The 17,866-nt window shown below is 39.9% G+C and carries 12 protein-coding genes; 7 read left to right on the top strand and 5 right to left on the bottom strand.

Annotated features, from left to right (window positions below; all coding sequences use genetic code 11):
- The first annotated feature begins 110 nt into the window (after window positions 1-110).
- The 3 genes from CLV59_RS06105 (at window position 111) to corA (ending at window position 3,149) form a co-directional block, all read left to right on the top strand.
- Window positions 111-491: a septal ring lytic transglycosylase RlpA family protein gene (locus CLV59_RS06105; RefSeq protein ID WP_111591133.1), complete on the top strand. Its 381-nt coding sequence runs from the start codon at window positions 111-113 to the stop codon at window positions 489-491.
- A 95-nt stretch (window positions 492-586) separates the two neighbouring features.
- Entirely contained in the window at window positions 587-1,840 is a 1,254-nt protein-coding gene (locus tag CLV59_RS06110) for a DUF3472 domain-containing protein (RefSeq protein ID WP_170137658.1), read from the top strand.
- A 202-nt stretch (window positions 1,841-2,042) separates the two neighbouring features.
- Window positions 2,043-3,149 carry a magnesium/cobalt transporter CorA gene (corA, locus tag CLV59_RS06115; RefSeq protein ID WP_111591135.1) on the top strand — a complete coding sequence of 369 codons (1,107 nt, stop codon included), beginning with the start codon at window positions 2,043-2,045 and terminating at the stop codon, window positions 3,147-3,149.
- Here the strand turns inward: corA and CLV59_RS06120 are convergent.
- Together CLV59_RS06120 and CLV59_RS06125 are read right to left on the bottom strand one after the other, a co-directional pair.
- The gene (locus CLV59_RS06120; protein WP_111591136.1) at window positions 3,146-3,652 is read right to left on the bottom strand and encodes a DUF2480 family protein; all 507 of its coding nucleotides are present in this window, start codon (window positions 3,650-3,652) and stop codon (window positions 3,146-3,148) included. The genes corA and CLV59_RS06120 overlap by 4 nt on opposite strands.
- A gap of 123 nt (window positions 3,653-3,775) precedes the next feature.
- Window positions 3,776-5,878, bottom strand: coding sequence for a peptidylprolyl isomerase (locus CLV59_RS06125; RefSeq protein ID WP_111591137.1), 2,103 nt, complete (start codon window positions 5,876-5,878; stop codon window positions 3,776-3,778).
- A gap of 772 nt (window positions 5,879-6,650) precedes the next feature.
- Here CLV59_RS06125 and nadA point away from each other — a divergent pair.
- On the top strand, window positions 6,651-7,652 hold the full coding sequence (nadA, locus tag CLV59_RS06130) for a quinolinate synthase NadA (RefSeq protein ID WP_111591679.1): 1,002 nt from the start codon (window positions 6,651-6,653) through the stop codon (window positions 7,650-7,652).
- Window positions 7,653-10,382: 2,730 nt separating this feature from the next.
- Here the strand turns inward: nadA and CLV59_RS06135 are convergent.
- Window positions 10,383-10,619 (bottom strand): FeoA family protein, encoded by a 237-nt coding sequence (locus CLV59_RS06135; protein ID WP_111591138.1) that lies wholly within the window; start codon window positions 10,617-10,619, stop codon window positions 10,383-10,385.
- Between the two features lie 155 nt (window positions 10,620-10,774).
- On the opposite strand from CLV59_RS06135, the gene ybeY reads away from it, so the two are divergent.
- The gene (gene ybeY, locus CLV59_RS06140) at window positions 10,775-11,200 is read left to right on the top strand and encodes an rRNA maturation RNase YbeY (RefSeq protein ID WP_111591139.1); all 426 of its coding nucleotides are present in this window, start codon (window positions 10,775-10,777) and stop codon (window positions 11,198-11,200) included.
- A 325-nt stretch (window positions 11,201-11,525) separates the two neighbouring features.
- Here the strand turns inward: ybeY and CLV59_RS06145 are convergent, their stop codons facing one another.
- On the bottom strand, window positions 11,526-11,996 hold the full coding sequence (locus CLV59_RS06145) for a DUF6265 family protein (protein ID WP_146616136.1): 471 nt from the start codon (window positions 11,994-11,996) through the stop codon (window positions 11,526-11,528).
- A gap of 1,288 nt (window positions 11,997-13,284) precedes the next feature.
- Here CLV59_RS06145 and mnmG point away from each other — a divergent pair.
- On the top strand, window positions 13,285-15,153 hold the full coding sequence (gene mnmG, locus CLV59_RS06150; RefSeq protein ID WP_111591141.1) for a tRNA uridine-5-carboxymethylaminomethyl(34) synthesis enzyme MnmG: 1,869 nt from the start codon (window positions 13,285-13,287) through the stop codon (window positions 15,151-15,153).
- Window positions 15,154-15,909: 756 nt separating this feature from the next.
- On the top strand, window positions 15,910-16,341 hold the full coding sequence (locus CLV59_RS06155; RefSeq protein WP_111591142.1) for a hypothetical protein: 432 nt from the start codon (window positions 15,910-15,912) through the stop codon (window positions 16,339-16,341).
- 10 nt (window positions 16,342-16,351) lie between these two features.
- Here CLV59_RS06155 and cls read toward each other — a convergent pair whose 3' ends face one another.
- A complete protein-coding gene (gene cls / locus CLV59_RS06160) occupies window positions 16,352-17,830 on the bottom strand; it encodes a cardiolipin synthase (protein WP_146616137.1) in 1,479 nt (492 codons plus the stop codon).
- Window positions 17,831-17,866 lie beyond the last annotated feature (36 nt).

A 17,866-nucleotide genomic window follows, 5' to 3' on the forward strand; every position in this document is an offset into this window, starting at 1 on the left:
GTTCTCTTGCAAAACGCAGGAAAATCACCTTTGTTCAGCGCCTCATTATTATCAGAAACATTATTTTTTTTAAGCTACTTTTATCCTAACCTAAACCTTCGTGTAATAGCATGTCCATATTGAAAAAACACACCTCCATTACAGTAATTGCCTCATTACTACTGCTTTGTTCTGCTTGTAGCAGACAAATTACCCAAACAGGAAAAGCATCCTACTATGCAGATTCTTTTGATGGCAAGAAAACCGCCAGTGGCGAAACTTTCCGCCAGAATAGTCTGACCGCGGCCCATCCCAATCTGCCTTTCGGCACCAAGGTGAGAGTCCTGAACATCTCCAACGGCCGTTCCGTTAAGGTGAGAATCAACGACAGAGGACCTTTTACTAAAGGCCGTATGATTGATGTGTCTAAAAAAGCGGCGAAAAAACTGGGAATGGTGAGTACCGGCGTTGCAACGGTGCAGATAAAATATAAGAAGAAACAAAAAGCCTGATGATGCCATTCTCATTCCATTGTAATTTTTGATGAATGAAATTGCATTTAGCATTTCTAGCTGCTTTATTTGTTCACAATCAATCAAAAAGAACAATGAAAAAGAAATGGTTACTGCTGGCATTGTTGCTCACAACTGCCACTACCCGCATTTTTGCACAAACTCCTCAGGCGGACTTACCTGGATTCACCGCCTACGCCGATCCGGAAGAAGAAAACGTTCAGATTAGTCAACGTAACGGCGTTATCAAATGGACAGATAAAGCCAATACCGTTAATTTCTATTTCCATGTAGCTACTCCCGGCACGCTGAAAGTAGCACTGACGGCCAAATCCGATGCACCTAGTAAAGTAGCCGTTACAATAAATGGCGTAGAAAAAACAATCAGCATTAACGCGAATGCATATACGAAAATTCCAGTATTAGAAACGAAAATTAAATCTGCTGGATTCTATTGTGTGAGTTTGAAAGGTGTGGAAAAGAAAGGAGATGTTTACGGAGACATACAGTCCGTGAACCTCGAAGGTTCCGCAGTAAAAGATATTCAGTTCAACCCGAAACCTTGGCGCAGAGCAGCTTCCGTACATTTGAACTATCCTGTACCTGAAGGAAAAAATCCTGAATACTTCTATGGCGAAATTAAAGTACCAGCAGGTGAAGACAAACTGGGTACCTATTTTATGTCGTGCGGATTTCACCGTGGTTATTTCGGAATGCAGGTAAATTCTCCTACTGAAAGAAGAATCATTTTCTCTGTATGGGATGCAGGAGGGGAGCCACAATCCCGCGACAAGGTTAAGTATGAAGATCAGGTCGTATTACTTGCAAAAGGCGATAGTGTGGAGGCCAGCGGCTTCGGCGGTGAAGGAACCGGCGGACATAGTCACTGGGTTTATAACTGGAAGCCAGGAGAAACATATCGTTTCCTGATGCATAGCGTTCCGGAAGGCAATACTACTACTTACACCGCCTATTTCTATGTTCCCGAACATCATGAATGGAAAATGATTGCCAGTTTCCGTGCTCCTAAAGATGGTAAGTACATGGGACATCTGTACTCCTTCCTGGAAAACTTCTCATTCAGCAATGGGCATCTTGGTCGTAAAGGATACTTCGGTAACCACTGGATAAAAACAAATACCGGAGAATGGATCGAATTAACAAAAGCCAAATTCACCAACGACGCTACAGCAAGAGCGAAAGACAGGCTGGATTTCGGTGGCGGTAGTGAAAACGGATGGTTTTATCTGTGGAACAGTGGCTTTAAACCGGCCAATGCACAAGCAGGAGATATCTTCGAACATCCGGCAACCGGTCAGCATCCAGACATTAATCTCCCTAAATTCTAATTTCCAAGCCCTGCTACACTCAATTGCAGGGCTTTTTTTGCACATTATTATCCTATATACCCCATAGGATTAAGGGGAGAAATTTATTTTCTATGCTTCCCTCTTTCTTGGTTGTTTTTCTCGTTCAACTTTTCAACAAAACAAAATCTTTAATTTAGTTGCGGAATTTGGATGTCACTCCTAAAAAATGTAATCTCAGAATATGGCTAACAAGAAAATACTGCCAATTCCACAAGTGCTGGATGTTTTGAACCCTTTCAAAGTAAAGAAGCAACGATTAATGAACTTTAATCCTGCTATTGGAACTGCCATGCGCCAACCGGCAGACTGTACAAAGATTACCACATTTAATTATAGCCCTTCTACACTGGAAGAAAGGGCAATTACCAATGTACAAGACGTATTTCCATATCTTGAATCATCCAATATTACCTGGATCAATGTAGATGGCATTCGAAAAGAAGATATTCACGCTATCGCCACCTGCTTTATGATTCATCCGCTGCTGGAAGAAGATATTCTCAGCGTAGGACAACGTGCAAAAATGGATGAAATAGGAGAACATATGTTTTGCCTGTTACCGATGATGTACTTTAACAGTGAAACTTCCACTGTAGAACAGGAACAGGTAAGTATTCTGCTGGGGAAAAATTTCGTGATCTCTTTCCAGGATGATCCTACCAGAGATGTGTTTGATCCGATACGCGAAAAACTGCGCATAGCTTCTTCCCGTATCAGAAGTGGGTCAACAGATTATCTCTGTTATGCGCTTATTGACATCATTGTGGATAACTACTTCGTAGTGTTGGATAAGCTGGGAGAGCGGATTGAGCTGATGGAAGACCTGGTCCAACATCAGCCCACTACCAAAACACTCGCCCGTATCAATTTCCTGAAGAGGGAATTATTAATATTCAAACGCGCGATTTCACCTGTTCGTGATCTTGTAAATGGATTCCTGAAAAGTGAAAGCGATCTCCTGGAAGACAGGGACACTAAATACTTCAAAGATGTGTTTGATCACATCATTCAATGTACGGAGCTCGCCGAAACCTACCGGGATACCGTTCTGAACTTACAGGAGATGTATCATACCCAGCTCAATCTGAAGTTGAATGAAATCATGAAAGTACTGGCCGTAGTAACTACCCTTATGGCGCCGCTTACGCTGATCGCCGGTATTTACGGAATGAACTTTCAGAATATGCCCGAACTAAAATCGGAGAACGGGTATTACATCACCTTGGGAGCGATGGGTATATTACTTGTGTTTATGATCTGGCTGTTCAGAAAACGGGGTTGGTTTTAACCCTTGTTTTTATAAATAGGAACAGTGGAGCAAGGCTCTCCATACATTAAACTCTTCACTACTGGTCGGAGCAGACGGGTAATTTCTGCATAAGCTACTTCGCTGACGCGTTTATCGCCGCAGCCTTTAATAACGATGCGTTTATCCACATAGGCGGAAGTGTCCAATTGTCCGATATTACGGAGATATACCGTTTTATAAATAAATTCAGCATCTCCTGCTGCTACATATGCTGCTACAGGTTGCAGGTAACTCATTACCAGCATATATGCCCACAAAGGAATAACAGTATCCACACTACAAATGATACCCACGTTCTTTTGGCGGTACTGCTCCCAGTCGTGCGACTGTAAAGCGGTTCTGAAATCCTTTTCTTTCAGGATCATTTCCATGAAAAGGAATGGTTTCAGGTCAAAAACAACAATTTCACCCTGGGGATAAAACTGCTCCAGGTCTATTGTTTCCAGTCCACTCTGTGCTACTTTATTGATGATTTCGTCCATTTTATCCACATTTAGACTACAAATTTACGAATAACGGAGGACGATAATTGTCACCATATAAACACAAAAACGCCTCCGCAGGGTAGCGGAGGCGTTTGCCTTATGTCAGTAAAAATGTACTAATTAGAAGAGTTTACCGCGAGTATCTTTCACATTGCTGAGTTTCTTCAGGATCTGAGTCATCTGAGAGTTCAGCATAGAGATCACGCTTTGTTCGTAGGCAGCCTGCATTTGAGGAATATCCTGAGCAGGTTGTGCAGCAGGTTGATACTCATCAACTTTTACTACATATACACCGGCGTTACCTTCAATTGGAGCAGAAACTGCTTTGGTACCCCAGTTTTTGTTGAAAGAAGCGCCTGCAACGCGTGGTTCGAAGCCAAGAGCAGGGATGAAAGGAGTAGCGAAAGAAACGCCTTCAGCTTTCAGCACTGGTTGAGAACTTGCTTTTGCAGCAGCATCCAGGGAAGAAGGAGTACCCAGTTTAGCGATAATCTGGTCAGCTTTCTTCTGTTTTCTCACTTCAGATTCAACGAGTTGTCTTACATCTTCCAGAGGAGCAGTACCTTCTTCACGAACGGAAGTGAGCATAGCTACTACATATTTATCATCCAGAGTGAATACAGTGCTTACATCGCCTTTTTTAGCATCGTAAGCCCAACGTACCAATTCACGGGACTGGCCCAGACCTGGGATAACGAAGTCCATAGGACGAACATTGTCAGCAATTTTCTTCACCAGTTTACCTTCCTGAATATTTTTCTGGAAAGCGCCGGAGTTACGTGTTTTTGAAGCGAAGTCGCTTGCAGCGGAATATGCAGTATTGTTAGTTTCTTTACTAGCTTCAACTGGTTTAGCCAGGTAAGCTACTTTAATAGCAGTACCGATATTTTTCTGGTCCATGATCTGCATTACGTGGTAGCCAAACTGTGTTTTAACTACTTTGTATTCACCTTTAGCACCAGAGAAAGCGAAATCTTTGAATTCAGGAACGAACTGGCTGGATGGAGTCAGATCATATTCACCGTTGGTTTGTTTGCTACCTTGGTCATCAGAGTATTTAGCTACCAAATCAGAGAAGCTTGCGCCACCTTTCACTGCAGCCAGGATACTGTCTGCGCGACCTTTAGCGATAGAGTCAGAAACACCTTCCTGAGGATTTTCAGCGATCAGGATGTGACGAACTTTAACGCTGTCTGGCATGGATTTACGCTCGATCATTTTTGCGAAAGAGATCAGGTGGTTATCATAGTAAGGTCCGAAAACACCACCAATTGGCAGATCCACGATAGAATCTCTCATTGGCATTCTGGCTTCGCTTTTAGAGATAAAGCCATCATAATATTTGGTATCGGAGTTACGGTTAATGAACAGTGCGATATCTTTTGCGCTAACGGTATCCAGTTCGAGTTTCAGCGCCATCAGTTGTTGTACAGCAGCAGCGGTATCAACAGCAGAAGGGATAGCGTCGAAGGATACGTATTCAACTTTGCGGGATTCTTCTACCTGGAACAGTTTGCTATGATCATTAATATAGCGTTGCAGTTCTGCATCTGTTACTTTAACGGTAGAATCAGCGATAGTAGCATAAGGAACGCTAACATAAGATACGGTAGCTGTTTGGCTGTTATCTTCTTGTTGTTGTTTTGCTAACCATTTTGGATAATAGATACCTTGTCTTACCAGGGTAACATATTTCTGTTGTGTCTGATAATCTTTAATCTGAGCTTGCATGGTGTGCAATGCTTCACGGATTTGAGGATTAGAACCACCTTGACGGATGATGTTCAGCATTTCGGTAGTATTCAGCTGACCGTTACGGCCGAACTGTTGTACTACAATTGGGTTAGGGTTTTTACCAGTGAATTGGTCAACCACTTCCGCTTCAGTTACAGCGATACCCAGTTTGTCGTATTGAGCTTTTAATATTTCTTCAGACAGAAAATCATTCCATACTTTTTCACGGATACTCTGACGATCTTCTTCACTCAGATTAACATTACCACCCATTCTCTGACGGTAGTTGTTTTCAAAATCCGTAATACGACGTTGGTAATCCGCATATTCGAGCGATTCACCATTTACTTTACCCACAACATTGGAACGACGGGTAAGGGAGTTTCTGCCAAAAAAGGCATCCTGCAGCAGGAAACTGACAATAGCCACGCAAATCACAACAACGATGACAACGGCGTACTTGTCCCTGATTTTCTGAATTACTGACATATATTATATAGTCTACATTTTTAAGGAAAGCAAAAATAGAATAAAATAACTGTAACTGCAAAAGAGTATTTTTTGCCTTCAAATCCTTTACTGTACTACGTTTGAGGGGTATCTAACACTTTTATGTACCGACTATCATTAACAGGTTTTCCACAATATGCCCATTTTTCCAACTCATTTTTTTTCAGCAGATTAGTGTTTTAAAACGCAGAATTGGCGTGGTATTTTCGCAGTCTTGCCCCATTAGGGATCGGTTAGCTTTATTCACATTTGTGAAAAAGTGAATAAAGCAATTCACAGGTATTTGTGAATAAAATAGTGCAAAACACGCTTCACCTCTTTTTTGGTGTTTTTTCATTCGGGGTCAGTTTTTTTCCACAATTGATGTGTAAAAACCCCTGTAAAACGTAAAATAAGGTGGGAAAAGGTACCCTTGTCCACAGGTAAAACTAAATTTGTTTTTACGCTAAAAGTTTCCCTTAGAAAATTTTTATGTGGATTGTGGATAGTTAACCGCATCTTTTAACATTTTCCTAATACAGTGGATAGCAAAAAGATTTTCACGTCCCAGGATATCCACGTATGTGGATGAAATCACTAAAATCCAATACAGAAGCGGAAACAGGGTGTTAATTTTGATGTGGATAATGAAGACAAAAGGAATAACAACTACATTTGTATCAAGCTGAAAAATTTAATTTCCACATATTCACAGCCCTAATAGTAGTGGGCTTTTCTTTTTAAATATTTAAATAGATATATAGTCATGATTATGGAAATTGCCGCCGCAAAAAAAAATTTGCAACACAACGGATTTTTGGATATACCGGTGGATCCTGCTTTGGATTTGTTTGCTGCAATTGAAGATTTGAAAAAACGCAAAAATGCAATTGTACTTGCGCACTATTATCAGGAGCCGGACATTCAGGACATAGCGGATTATATTGGGGATAGTCTCGGACTTTCTCAACAGGCTGCCAAAACAGATGCAGACATCATCGTTTTTGCCGGTGTGCATTTCATGGCCGAAACCGCAAAAATTCTGAGTCCACAGAAAAAAGTACTCCTGCCGGATCTGAAAGCAGGTTGTTCTTTGGCCGACAGTGCGCCACCAGAGCTGTTTAAGAAGTTCAGAGACAAGTATCCGGATCATATCGTGATTTCTTACATCAACTGTTCTGCGGGTATCAAAGCCCTTTCCGATATCATCTGTACCTCCTCAAACGCCGAGAAAATCATCGAAAGCGTTCCCAAGGACCAGCCGATCATTTTTGCCCCCGACAGGAATTTAGGCGCTTATTTGATCAAAAAAACGGGTAGAGACATGGTTTTGTGGAACGGCGCCTGCATGGTTCATGAGATATTTTCTCTGGAAAAGATCATGAAATTGAAGGTTCGTCACCCGAAAGCCAAGATAGTGGCTCATCCGGAGTGTGAACCTGCTGTCCTGGAAGTGGCGGACTACATCGGTTCCACTACTGCGCTCCTGAAATTCACACAACGAGACAGTGCGGAAGAATATATCGTAGTGACTGAAACTGGAATTTTGCACCAGATGCAAAAAGAGAATCCAGCTAAAACTTTCATACCTGCTCCTCCAAATAATGCTTGTGCTTGCAATGATTGTCCACATATGAAACTGAACACATTGGAAAAACTTTACCTGTGTATGGAATATGAGCAACCTGAAATCACCATGGAAGAAAAATTGCGTGTAGCGGCATTAAAACCTATTGAAAGAATGTTAGCAATTAGTGCGGCTGCAGGATTGTAAGACAGTTATCCACCTAATTCACATTTTTGAGAGTCCGTGTAATCACATTACACGGACTTCTTTTTTTAGTACAAAAATTTATTAAAAATCAATTAGTTATAGACCTATATCCACAAACTTATATTTTTTGTTTCCCCAGCCACTTCACATAAAACTATACATCTGCACATAGTTGTTCACAATCCACATCAAAATACGTTTCAAAATCAAAAAATGAAGGCGCTGAGAATTGAATATTCATTTTGACCATTGGGTTTGCACGGCAAAAAATATTTTATTGAATTGTCAGCGCCCTATTAGAGCTGTGAGAATTGAAATTTTAAGATTATTTTGATCCTCTGCATGAATTAGTTCGTTCTCCCCATTCTCATCAGGTTCTGAGAAAGGGACCTGACATTTTACTATTCTATTTTTTCCCGGCATACCCCTTATGTTTTCATAAATTTTTCATTGTCAAGTCCTTCGTTTGAAAAATGGTTATTCACAGATATGTGGATATCTGTGGATTACTTGGAAATAGTTATCGAGACCTATTAATCCCGGAATTTGAAAGAGAGGTGAAAATGAAAAATGAAGGCTTTGAGAATTGAATATTTTTTGAAATCGTGTGCATAGTCCAGGTTTTGAAATTTTATGCAATTCTCAGCGCATAGGTTGTGCTTTGAGAATATAGTCAGACCTATGTTATGGTGGGAATCAATTTTTTCATTCAATTCTCACGGCTTTGGGAAGGCGCTGAGAATTGAATGGATTTTTGAGGATGGCTATGCTTGTAATTGGAGAAATTGATGCGATTGTCAGCGCACAATGAAGGCGCTGACAATTGCATATATAAAATAGGATCGGTGAGTGAAATGAGAGCTAATGTAGGTCGCTTTGGGTAAGCCGCTGAGAATGCAATGAAGGTTAATAAACTGTGGTTACCCTTGCAAACTTTGGATGACTTTATTCTCAGGCGACTTATTAGAAGTTTGGAAAAAGATTGAAATAGGCCTTAGTGGGAGGAAATATGTGGAAAACCTTGTGGAATATAGTGTTGGTGGGATTATTTCAGTGCTTTTGGGCGTATAATGTGGAAAAAGTCATGCTTATTCTCAGTTTTTTAAAATTTTTTCTTCTTTTCTATATGAAATGTGAATAATTGCAGCCTATTGCTCTTATTTGAAATATAATTTCTCTCTTTTTACCATTGAATTTGTGGATAATAGTGTGATATCCACATATTTTTTCAAAATTTTTTGTTTTTACTTCTATTTATGTGCATAAACTCCCACTGTATATTGATTTTGGAAGGATTTTCAGAAGATTTTGACACCAAATGTGGAAAATGTCCCCTTTTTCAAAAATTTTTTTTTGAATTTATGTTGTTTGTTCACTTAGATGTGAATAAAGTGCCTGTAGTCAAGGGTTTCAGCTAAATTTTTAGATTTTTTTACTGTAGAATGTGAATAAACGGGTGAATTGTGGAGATGTGATCTAAAATTTTACTTTTTTCTGTCCTTAGATGTGGATAAAGCCGCTCTAGTCAAGGATTTTCGCTGATTTTTCAAAATTTTTTGATGCAGAATGTGAATAAACAAGTGAATTGTGGAGATGTGATCTAAAAATTTTCTTTTTCTGCACTTAAATGTGAATAAAGTCGCTCTAGTCAAGGGTTCTCACCGATTTTTTAAAAATATTTTGATGCAGAATGTGAATAAACAGGTGAATTGTGGAGATGTGATCTAAAAATTTTCTTTTTTCTGCACTTGAATGTGAATAAAGCCGCTCTAGTCAAGGGTTCTCACTGATTTTTCAAAATTTTTTGATGCAGAATGTGAATAAACGGGTGAATTGTGGAGATGTGATCTAAAATTTTTCTTTTTTCTGTACTTGAATGTGAATAAGGTCGCTCTAGTCAAGGGTTCTCACTGATTTTTCCAAATTTTTTGATGCAGAATGTGAATAAGGAGGTGAATTGTGGAGATGCGATCTGAAAATTTTCTTTTTTCTGTACTTAAATGTGGATAAAGCCCCTGTTGTCAAGGGTTCTCACTGATTTTTCAAAAATTTTTCGATGTAAAATGTGAATAAGCGGATGAATGGTGTAGATGTAATCTAAAATTTTTCTTTTTTCTGTACTTATGTGTGAATAAAGCCGCTCTAGTCAAGGATTCTCATTGATTTTTTAAAATTTTTTTGTTGTAGAATGTGAATAAGAGTCGAATTAAGAGAGATCTCATCTAAAATTTTACTTTTTTCTATTCTCAAATGTGAATAAGCCCTCCGAAGTCAAGAATTCTCTCTTATTTTCAAAAAATTTTTTGAAATAATGTGGATTAAATGAAATGATAGGAGGATACTGGCTATAATTTGAAACTTTTTCCATCTTAGATGTGAGTAGCTCTTTTATCCTCAAGGATTTCCTTCAAAATTTTTAAAATTTTCTTTTGACCATGTAAATCATGTACACAGCAGGGGAGAGATCAGTTATAATTCTCTTTTTGTGTGCTTCAAATGTTCCGTGACATCAATACTGGGTATACATCCAGATTTTTCAGAAATTTTTCATCTCTACACATCCTGGATATGGCTTTTTTTCAAATTTTTTTTGATCTACCTGGGAAGATATATGCGGAGCCACGAAATAGTGGGCAGGAGACGTAGTTTCTATTTATCTGCAGAGGGAAGATAGATAATGAGCTCAAAGGAGCATTTTGCGGGGAAACAAGCATAAAAAAAGGTAGAGGATTAAATTTCCTCTACCCAAATATGATCAGCTTCTGTTTTTCGGAGCGATAAGTTATAACCAGCTACCATGATAGAAATCGGATCTCCGAGTGGTGCGACCTTTTCAATCTTAACTGTTTCACCAGGTACGCAACCCATTTCCATCAGTTTAATATGAAGATCATCTTTTTCAAATTCTATTATCACTGCACTTTTACCTGTAGCAAGTGAGGACAATTTAATAATGCCATTTTTCATTATCTACTAATTGGTCCGTTTAAACTTTGTTTCGGCATGTGGGTATACTTGCATTGGACGATAAGCAAAGTTAGCCCCGAAGTCCCAATATGCAAAAAGAAACATTAAGAGTCACAATTTTTCACTTTACTTTTACATGAATTTAATTGAGGGTTATGGCAATACAATTTACAGCCCATGAAGTTAGTCTTGGACTGAAGAACAGAACTGCACTTAAGAAATTTCTGACTGATTTATTTAAAAGAGAAGGACAAGGTTTATCAGGACTTCATTATATCTTCTGTACGGATGAATATCTGTTGCAGATTAATCAACAATACCTGAATCATGATACCTATACCGATATCGTTACTTTTGAAATGTCCGACGATCCGGCTATAACTGAAGGAGAGATTTACGTGAGCCTGGATAGAGTGAAGGAGAATGCGAAACAATTCGGCGTATCTGTAGAACATGAGCTTCACCGCGTTATTTTCCATGGAGCATTACATCTTTGCGGATTCAAGGATAAAACGAAAAAGGAAGAAGCATTAATGAGAGAAAAAGAAGAAGAGAATCTACATCTCTATTTCAAAAAATAAATGTTTCACGTGGAACATTTTTAACGGACTATACCATTATGTTCCACGTGGAACATTCGAACAAAAAAAGAGGACAGCCGTCCTCTTTTTGTTTAGTAGAATCAGATCTCTCTATTGTAAAAAAATTCCTGGATAAGATATATTTTATAAAAAACGGGTCAAAATGACCTAAAATCGACCTTCAGAAACCCGGTAAATTTCGACGATCGTTTGCTAACTGAGTACTTGTGTTCAAGGAGTGGTAGAGGCGCTTAAATCGCCTAAAGATAGTGTTTTTCTATTCTAAGATACATGTTCCGTGGCAGCAAGCGCTTTTTTCCCATTTTTATTGCTTTTCTTGTTTTTGGAAGAGAAAGCCGATCGACTTTTTCTCATCGGAGGTAATTACTCTTAATACATTCCCATTTCTCCAGTAAACTATCTTTTTGGGAAAATCATGGGTTGAATTTTCGCAGATAAATCCATTTGCATTTACTTCTGTTATTCTGAAATATACAGGTCCATTATTTTCAGCGACTACTGCCACATAGTATAAAGTATCTTTCTTTACCTCTAAAGCCAATTGTTCCACAAAAGCAGTATCGGTACCTTTCAAGGTGATACCCTGGCCTTTCCAGGATAAAGGAGTAATCTTCTTCCATTCTTCATAGCCAGATCTTCCTGGTTTGGTATTCGTCCGGGTCCATTTTCCTTCCAGCCAACTTAATTGCTTCAGCTGAAATGCTGGGGACGTTTTCTGAGCAGCAACAGTAAACATGCATATTAAAAGAATACTACTCAAAATAAAATGTTTCATATGGCATATGTACTAAAGTGAGAAATAGGTTTATCACAGAAAGTTAGGGTATTTAGGAACAGGAAGCAATTGCTGAGGATTGCATAAATAGTCAAGGGAAGATTCGGCAGACTTATATACCTGAACGCCTTGAGATGACAATGGAGATTCATTTATCCGCATCGGATTGGTTGTTTTATTAATACCATGGAGGCTAAGAAGAATGGAGCATATCGCTTTATAGGAAGTGTATCGATGTTATATAAAGCTTGTGCTTCCTTAAGTTCTTTTTGGAGACAGCTTTTTCTGAAATAAAATCATAGGAATGATCACTTCCTCAACAGCATATTATGAGTTTTAAACCTATTCCTCTTGTCTGAATTCCCTGAGGGTTTTTCCTAAAGTATGTCGCCTCCTCTATATATTTCTGCTTTTGAAAAGTTCCTGTTGATGATTTGAAATGGGATAATGAGGTTTTGATATTGTCTCCTATATTTAAAACTTGGGTATCCTAGTGGATAGGAGGATGTAGATATTTATTTCCTTCAGGGAGCAAAAAATAATGATTTCCTGGGAAAGGCATTACAGACATTTTCGCCCCAATCGGTACTTTGCCATCTGGTTTATAAGGAGGAATTTGTCTCCCATTTTATTTCATTTTCGATATTTCTGTAGGGACGGATACTGGAAGTGGTTATCTCCATATGAGAACGAACCATTACCCTAATGAAGTACATTACCCTAGTTTAATTTCGAATGAAGATAGTTTGCCTCCACCTTATGCTTGCTGTCTGTATAAAAGGAGAGAAGAGCAACTTGATATATCCTTAATGATGATTTGAGGCGATGATGACTATGATCTCACCTTCTAGGAATACGATTGGTGTGGTCCTTCTGCTTCATGTTCTCAATTGATGATGTGCTGCTAAATGAAAGAAGTTCCTGTATGGGTGGTTTATCTTACCTAAGCCATCAAGTGGATGAGCATGTTTTCCGACTGGGGAGCTTGGAATGGAATTATCCCTTGCTTTGACTCTCCAAATGAAGGTTTGTTTTCTGAGCTAAGATCGGATGAGTTAACCAGAGTGGTATGTGTCTCCCTATATCCTTTTGCTGGAATATTGGCATTATCCGGTACCTGATTTATGAGCCTTCCATATAGGTGGTTGGATAAAATCGGGGCTTTTCATTTAGCTCCGTTTTGAAGAATTATCATCTCAAAGTAGAAAATCAATGTTCCACGTGGAACATTATACTTTATAGAAACATTCTCCCTACTTCTATGTAATTTTGCACTTTCAATTTTAATATGTTTCCTTCATACGATATAATAGTTGTAGGTGCAGGGCACGCGGGTTGCGAAGCTGCTGCCGCTGCTGCCAATATGGGCTCGAAAGTGCTGCTTGTTACAATGAACATGCAGACGATCGCTCAGATGAGCTGTAACCCTGCTATGGGTGGTATAGCTAAAGGACAGATCGTGCGCGAAATTGATGCATTGGGTGGGTACTCCGGTATTATTACGGACCAATCCATGATTCAGTTCCGCATGCTGAACCGTTCCAAAGGACCCGCTATGTGGAGCCCAAGAACACAGAATGACCGCATGCTCTTCGCTGCAAAATGGAGAGAGGCTTTGGAAAAAACACCCAATGTCGATTTCTACCAGGATATGGTGAAAGGTCTGCTCGTTAAAGATGGCAGATGTCATGGTGTTATTACCGGACTCGGACATGAAATCCAGGCGAAAGCTGTGGTACTTACCAACGGTACTTTCCTCAATGGAGTTATTCATATTGGAGAAAAACAATTCGGTGGTGGACGCGTGGCTGAAACTGCAGCAACCGGTATCACCGAACAACTCGTTTCCCTCGGTTTCGAAAGCGACCGTTTGAAAACAGGTACCCCTCCAAGAATAGATGGTCGTAGCCTTGACTATTCCAAAATGGAAGAGCAAAAAGGTGACGACGAAATCGTTGGCTTCTCCTACCTGGATATCCCAAGAATTCAACCAGCCCAACAACGTAGCTGCTGGATCACTTATACCAGCGAAGCCGTTCACGAAATACTCCGGACAGGATTCGACAGATCACCTATGTTCCAAGGTAGAATCCAGGGAACAGGCCCTCGTTACTGCCCAAGTATTGAAGATAAAATCAATCGCTTCGCTGAAAGAGAAAGACACCAACTGTTTGTGGAACCAGAAGGTTGGGATACCGTGGAAATCTATGTAAATGGATTCTCTACCTCCCTGCCCGAAGACGTTCAAATGAAAGCGCTGCGCATGGTACCAGGCTTCGAAAACTGCCGCATGTTCCGTCCAGGATATGCGATTGAGTACGATTATTTCCCACCTACCCAATTGCAGTTCTCCCTGGAAACTAAACATGTTCAGAACCTCTTCTTCGCAGGACAAATCAACGGTACTACCGGATACGAAGAAGCGGCATGTCAAGGACTCATGGCAGGTATCAATGCTCACCTGAAAGCAACCGAACAAGATCCTTTTGTATTGAAAAGAAGTGAAGCCTACATCGGTGTACTCATCGATGATCTGATCAATAAAGGTACAGAAGAACCTTATCGTATGTTCACTTCAAGAGCCGAATTCCGTACCCTGCTCCGTCAGGATAATGCGGACCTCCGACTCACAGAAAGAAGCTACAAAATGGGCTTGGCCTCCGAAGAAAGAATGACCAGAGTACAGCAGAAAAAAGATGGCGTAGAAAAGATCAAATCAATCCTGAAAGATCTCTCTATAGAACCAGCTGAAATCAGCGACCTGTTAAACGCAAAATCTTCGGCTCCTTTAACACAAAAACAAAAAGCACATCAAATACTCCTCCGCCCAGGATTGGATATCTTCTCCATGAAAAACGGAGTACCTAAAATTGGAAAAGCACTCGAAGGCTTCGATAACGAAACACTGGAGCAAGCAGAAATTCAGGTGAAGTACGATGTGTACATCGAAAAAGAAAATGAACTCGTTCAAAGAATGAGTCAACTCGAAGACCTGGTAATCCCAGATTCCTTCGATTATAGTAAACTGGTTTCCCTCTCCGCAGAAGCCAAACAGAAATTTAATAAAATCCGTCCGCGTACATTAGGACAAGCCAGCCGTATCAGCGGAGTGAATCCAAGCGATGTACAAATCCTGATGGTATATATGGGTAGATAATCCTCCCAACAAAAATTTGAAAAAGCAACCTAACCAGGTTGCTTTTTTTATGCCATTCCCATAAAAAAATCCCAAAAATCACCGAAAATCGACCTTCAGAAACCCGGTAAATTTTAAGGATCGCTTTTGGGTTGAATACTTATGTTCAAAACAAGGTGTAGGGGCTTAAAAGGGCTAAAAATGCAAAATCTGAGAGGTTTTGTGGTTTTGCTCAGAAAAGGGCCCTCCGTAAAAGGCAAACGTGTCTACCGAAACAAAATCCCCAAAAATGCCCCCACTAAAATGCCAATTATTACCAGAACGATTTTTTGATCTCCCCAATTCCCATCACTAAGTATCGAGAAATCATACTTTCACCCAATGATGAACATTCGTAATACCCGCTGACCATTCCCCATGTAAAAAACGTAGATCATCAGGCCGGCCATCTCTCTAAAAAATAAACTATACGGCTATGCCTGCCTGGAAATTATCATTATCACAATTTCAGATCAAAAATGAACTAGTTTTCCTAATAAAATTGTGTATAACGTAAATGCATATACGAAAAAAATACATCAGCCCAAATACCAGTAAAATAAGTTATTACAGCATGATCATTACATTTTATTATTACGGCTGTTTAATAACAATTAATTGAAGAAAAACTGCTTGACACACGATAAATAACAGACGCTAAACAAACATTTCCACCTGGTTGTTATTTATACAGATAACAATTCCGCACCATTTTATAATGTTCTAAAAAACAATGACATGGCTAAGAAAATAAACCCCGGTAATCAGGACGATAAACCAAAAGGAAAGAAGAAAAAAGAAGAAGAATTTCCTGGCTATCCCGTATATCCTTCCAGTGAAGATATCATGAATGGCGGCAATAGGGAAAATGAAGTAGATCTGGATATGGACGATATTACCAGATCCTTCAGGCATAATAGCGAACTACCTTCCAAAAAATCTAAAAGTCCCTCCAAAAGCGATGAACAAGAAGAAAACTGGAAACAAGATAAAGTAGGAGATGACCTCGATGTTCCAGGATCAGACCTGGATGATGACGACGAACGCATTGGGAGCGAGGATGAAGAAAATAATATCTACAGCATTGGGGGCGACCGGCATGAAGACCTGGAAGAAACCAATGATGACCTGATTGAAGATGATGATGAATTTGAAGAAGAAAAGTACTGATAGCGACCGTTTAGAGTAATGGCGCCAACAGCCTGCAAGCACTGTCCATAAAGCGTTTTAAAGGATTTCTTCTGTTCCAGCGCGTTTCCTGAACAGGAGAGGAATACAATAAATCTTCATCGAAGACACGGTTCAGTCGGGCCGCTACTTCTTCATCATATACCATCGCAGCGATCTCACAATTGAGATAAAAACTTCTGTTATCCAGATTCACAGAACTAATCCAGGAGAGATTATCATCGATCACCATTGTCTTGGCATGAATAAACCCACGCGTATAGAAATACACCTTAACGCCTGCTTCCAGCAAGGGTTTCATATAAGATAATGCTGCGTGTTGCACAATGAATGAATCTCCTCTGTATGGTAGCAGTAATTCTACTTCCTTGCCGGCAAGTGCTGCCAACTGCAGTGCGGATAATATCTGATCGGTAGGAATAAAATAAGGATTAGTGATCCTGATCCTATGCTGCGCTAAATTAATCGCCATTACCATGCAATTCATCGCCATTGGCCAGTCGGAATCCGGCGCACTGGCTATGATATCAGTAAAGCAGGTACCACGCAATTGAGAACGCTGAAAATACGGGGATTCAAAACGAAAAACCTTCTTACTGACATAACGATAACTCATCAGAAACTGCAGCTGTAGTATGTTTACAGCATCGCCAGTAATTTTGAGATGCGTATCTCTCCAGAACAGTTTGTGTTTCCCATTATTCAGATAACGATCATCCAGATTGATACCGCCGGCAAACCCTATTTGTCCGTCTACTACTATGATTTTTCTGTGGTTACGATAGTTTGCATTCAGATAGAAATTAATCAGTACCGGTGAGAACACATACACCTCTGCGCCATGTTCCTTCAGTATTTTCGGGATCTTGCGAATATGATTGCTTCCCAGATCATCATAGATAAAACGCACCTGTACGCCCTGCCGCAGCTTCTCTACTAAGATTTGCAGTAATTCGTTGCCAATATCATCATCTGCAACGATGTAGTATTCTATGTGGATATGATGTTTGGCATCTCTCAGCGCATTGAATACCTCCGGAAATTTCTCTTCTCCATTCACCAATACTTTTACCTCATTGTTGCGTGTGAGAATAGATTGTCTGGAATTCAGCAGCATAGCGGACAATTCCTGTTTCTGTCCATGTGAAAGCCGCAAATCCAGCTGCATTTGTTTCAATTCCGCTCGCTGCGATTGCATGTAGTTTTCAAAAAGAATCTCATCCCTGCTGCCTTTCAGCGTAAAACGACGCTTTTTTCGGAAATCACGCCCAAGATAGTAGTAAATGATTAAACCAAGAATAGGAACAAAAACCAGCAGGAGTATATAGGCTATGGCTTTTACTGGATTCCTGTTTTCCAGCAAGATGGTAAAAACAACACCCACCAACGTTAGCGTCACCAGTAAGGTGCTCCCTAACTTCATATATGGATGCCAGTCTATTCCGTAAAGAAAGGTATAAAGCTGTTGCACTTGATGCCGTGTTTAGCAGTTATGAAGATACGAAAC

The sequence above is a fragment of the Chitinophaga dinghuensis genome, from assembly GCF_003259435.1.
GTDB lineage: Bacteria > Bacteroidota > Bacteroidia > Chitinophagales > Chitinophagaceae > Chitinophaga > Chitinophaga dinghuensis.

Bases quoted from the DNA above. Each gene is read 5' to 3' on its own strand.
- CLV59_RS06105 (WP_111591133.1), top strand. From the start codon at position 111: ATGTCCATATTGAAAAAACACACCTCCATTACAGTAATTGCCTCATTA.
- CLV59_RS06110 (WP_170137658.1), top strand. From the start codon at position 587: ATGAAAAAGAAATGGTTACTGCTGGCATTGTTGCTCACAACTGCCACT.
- corA (WP_111591135.1), top strand. From the start codon at position 2,043: ATGGCTAACAAGAAAATACTGCCAATTCCACAAGTGCTGGATGTTTTG.
- CLV59_RS06120 (WP_111591136.1), bottom strand. From the start codon at position 3,652: ATGGACGAAATCATCAATAAAGTAGCACAGAGTGGACTGGAAACAATA.
- CLV59_RS06125 (WP_111591137.1), bottom strand. From the start codon at position 5,878: ATGTCAGTAATTCAGAAAATCAGGGACAAGTACGCCGTTGTCATCGTT.
- nadA (WP_111591679.1), top strand. From the start codon at position 6,651: ATGGAAATTGCCGCCGCAAAAAAAAATTTGCAACACAACGGATTTTTG.
- CLV59_RS06135 (WP_111591138.1), bottom strand. From the start codon at position 10,619: ATGAAAAATGGCATTATTAAATTGTCCTCACTTGCTACAGGTAAAAGT.
- ybeY (WP_111591139.1), top strand. From the start codon at position 10,775: ATGGCAATACAATTTACAGCCCATGAAGTTAGTCTTGGACTGAAGAAC.
- CLV59_RS06145 (WP_146616136.1), bottom strand. From the start codon at position 11,996: ATGAAACATTTTATTTTGAGTAGTATTCTTTTAATATGCATGTTTACT.
- mnmG (WP_111591141.1), top strand. From the start codon at position 13,285: ATGTTTCCTTCATACGATATAATAGTTGTAGGTGCAGGGCACGCGGGT.
- CLV59_RS06155 (WP_111591142.1), top strand. From the start codon at position 15,910: ATGGCTAAGAAAATAAACCCCGGTAATCAGGACGATAAACCAAAAGGA.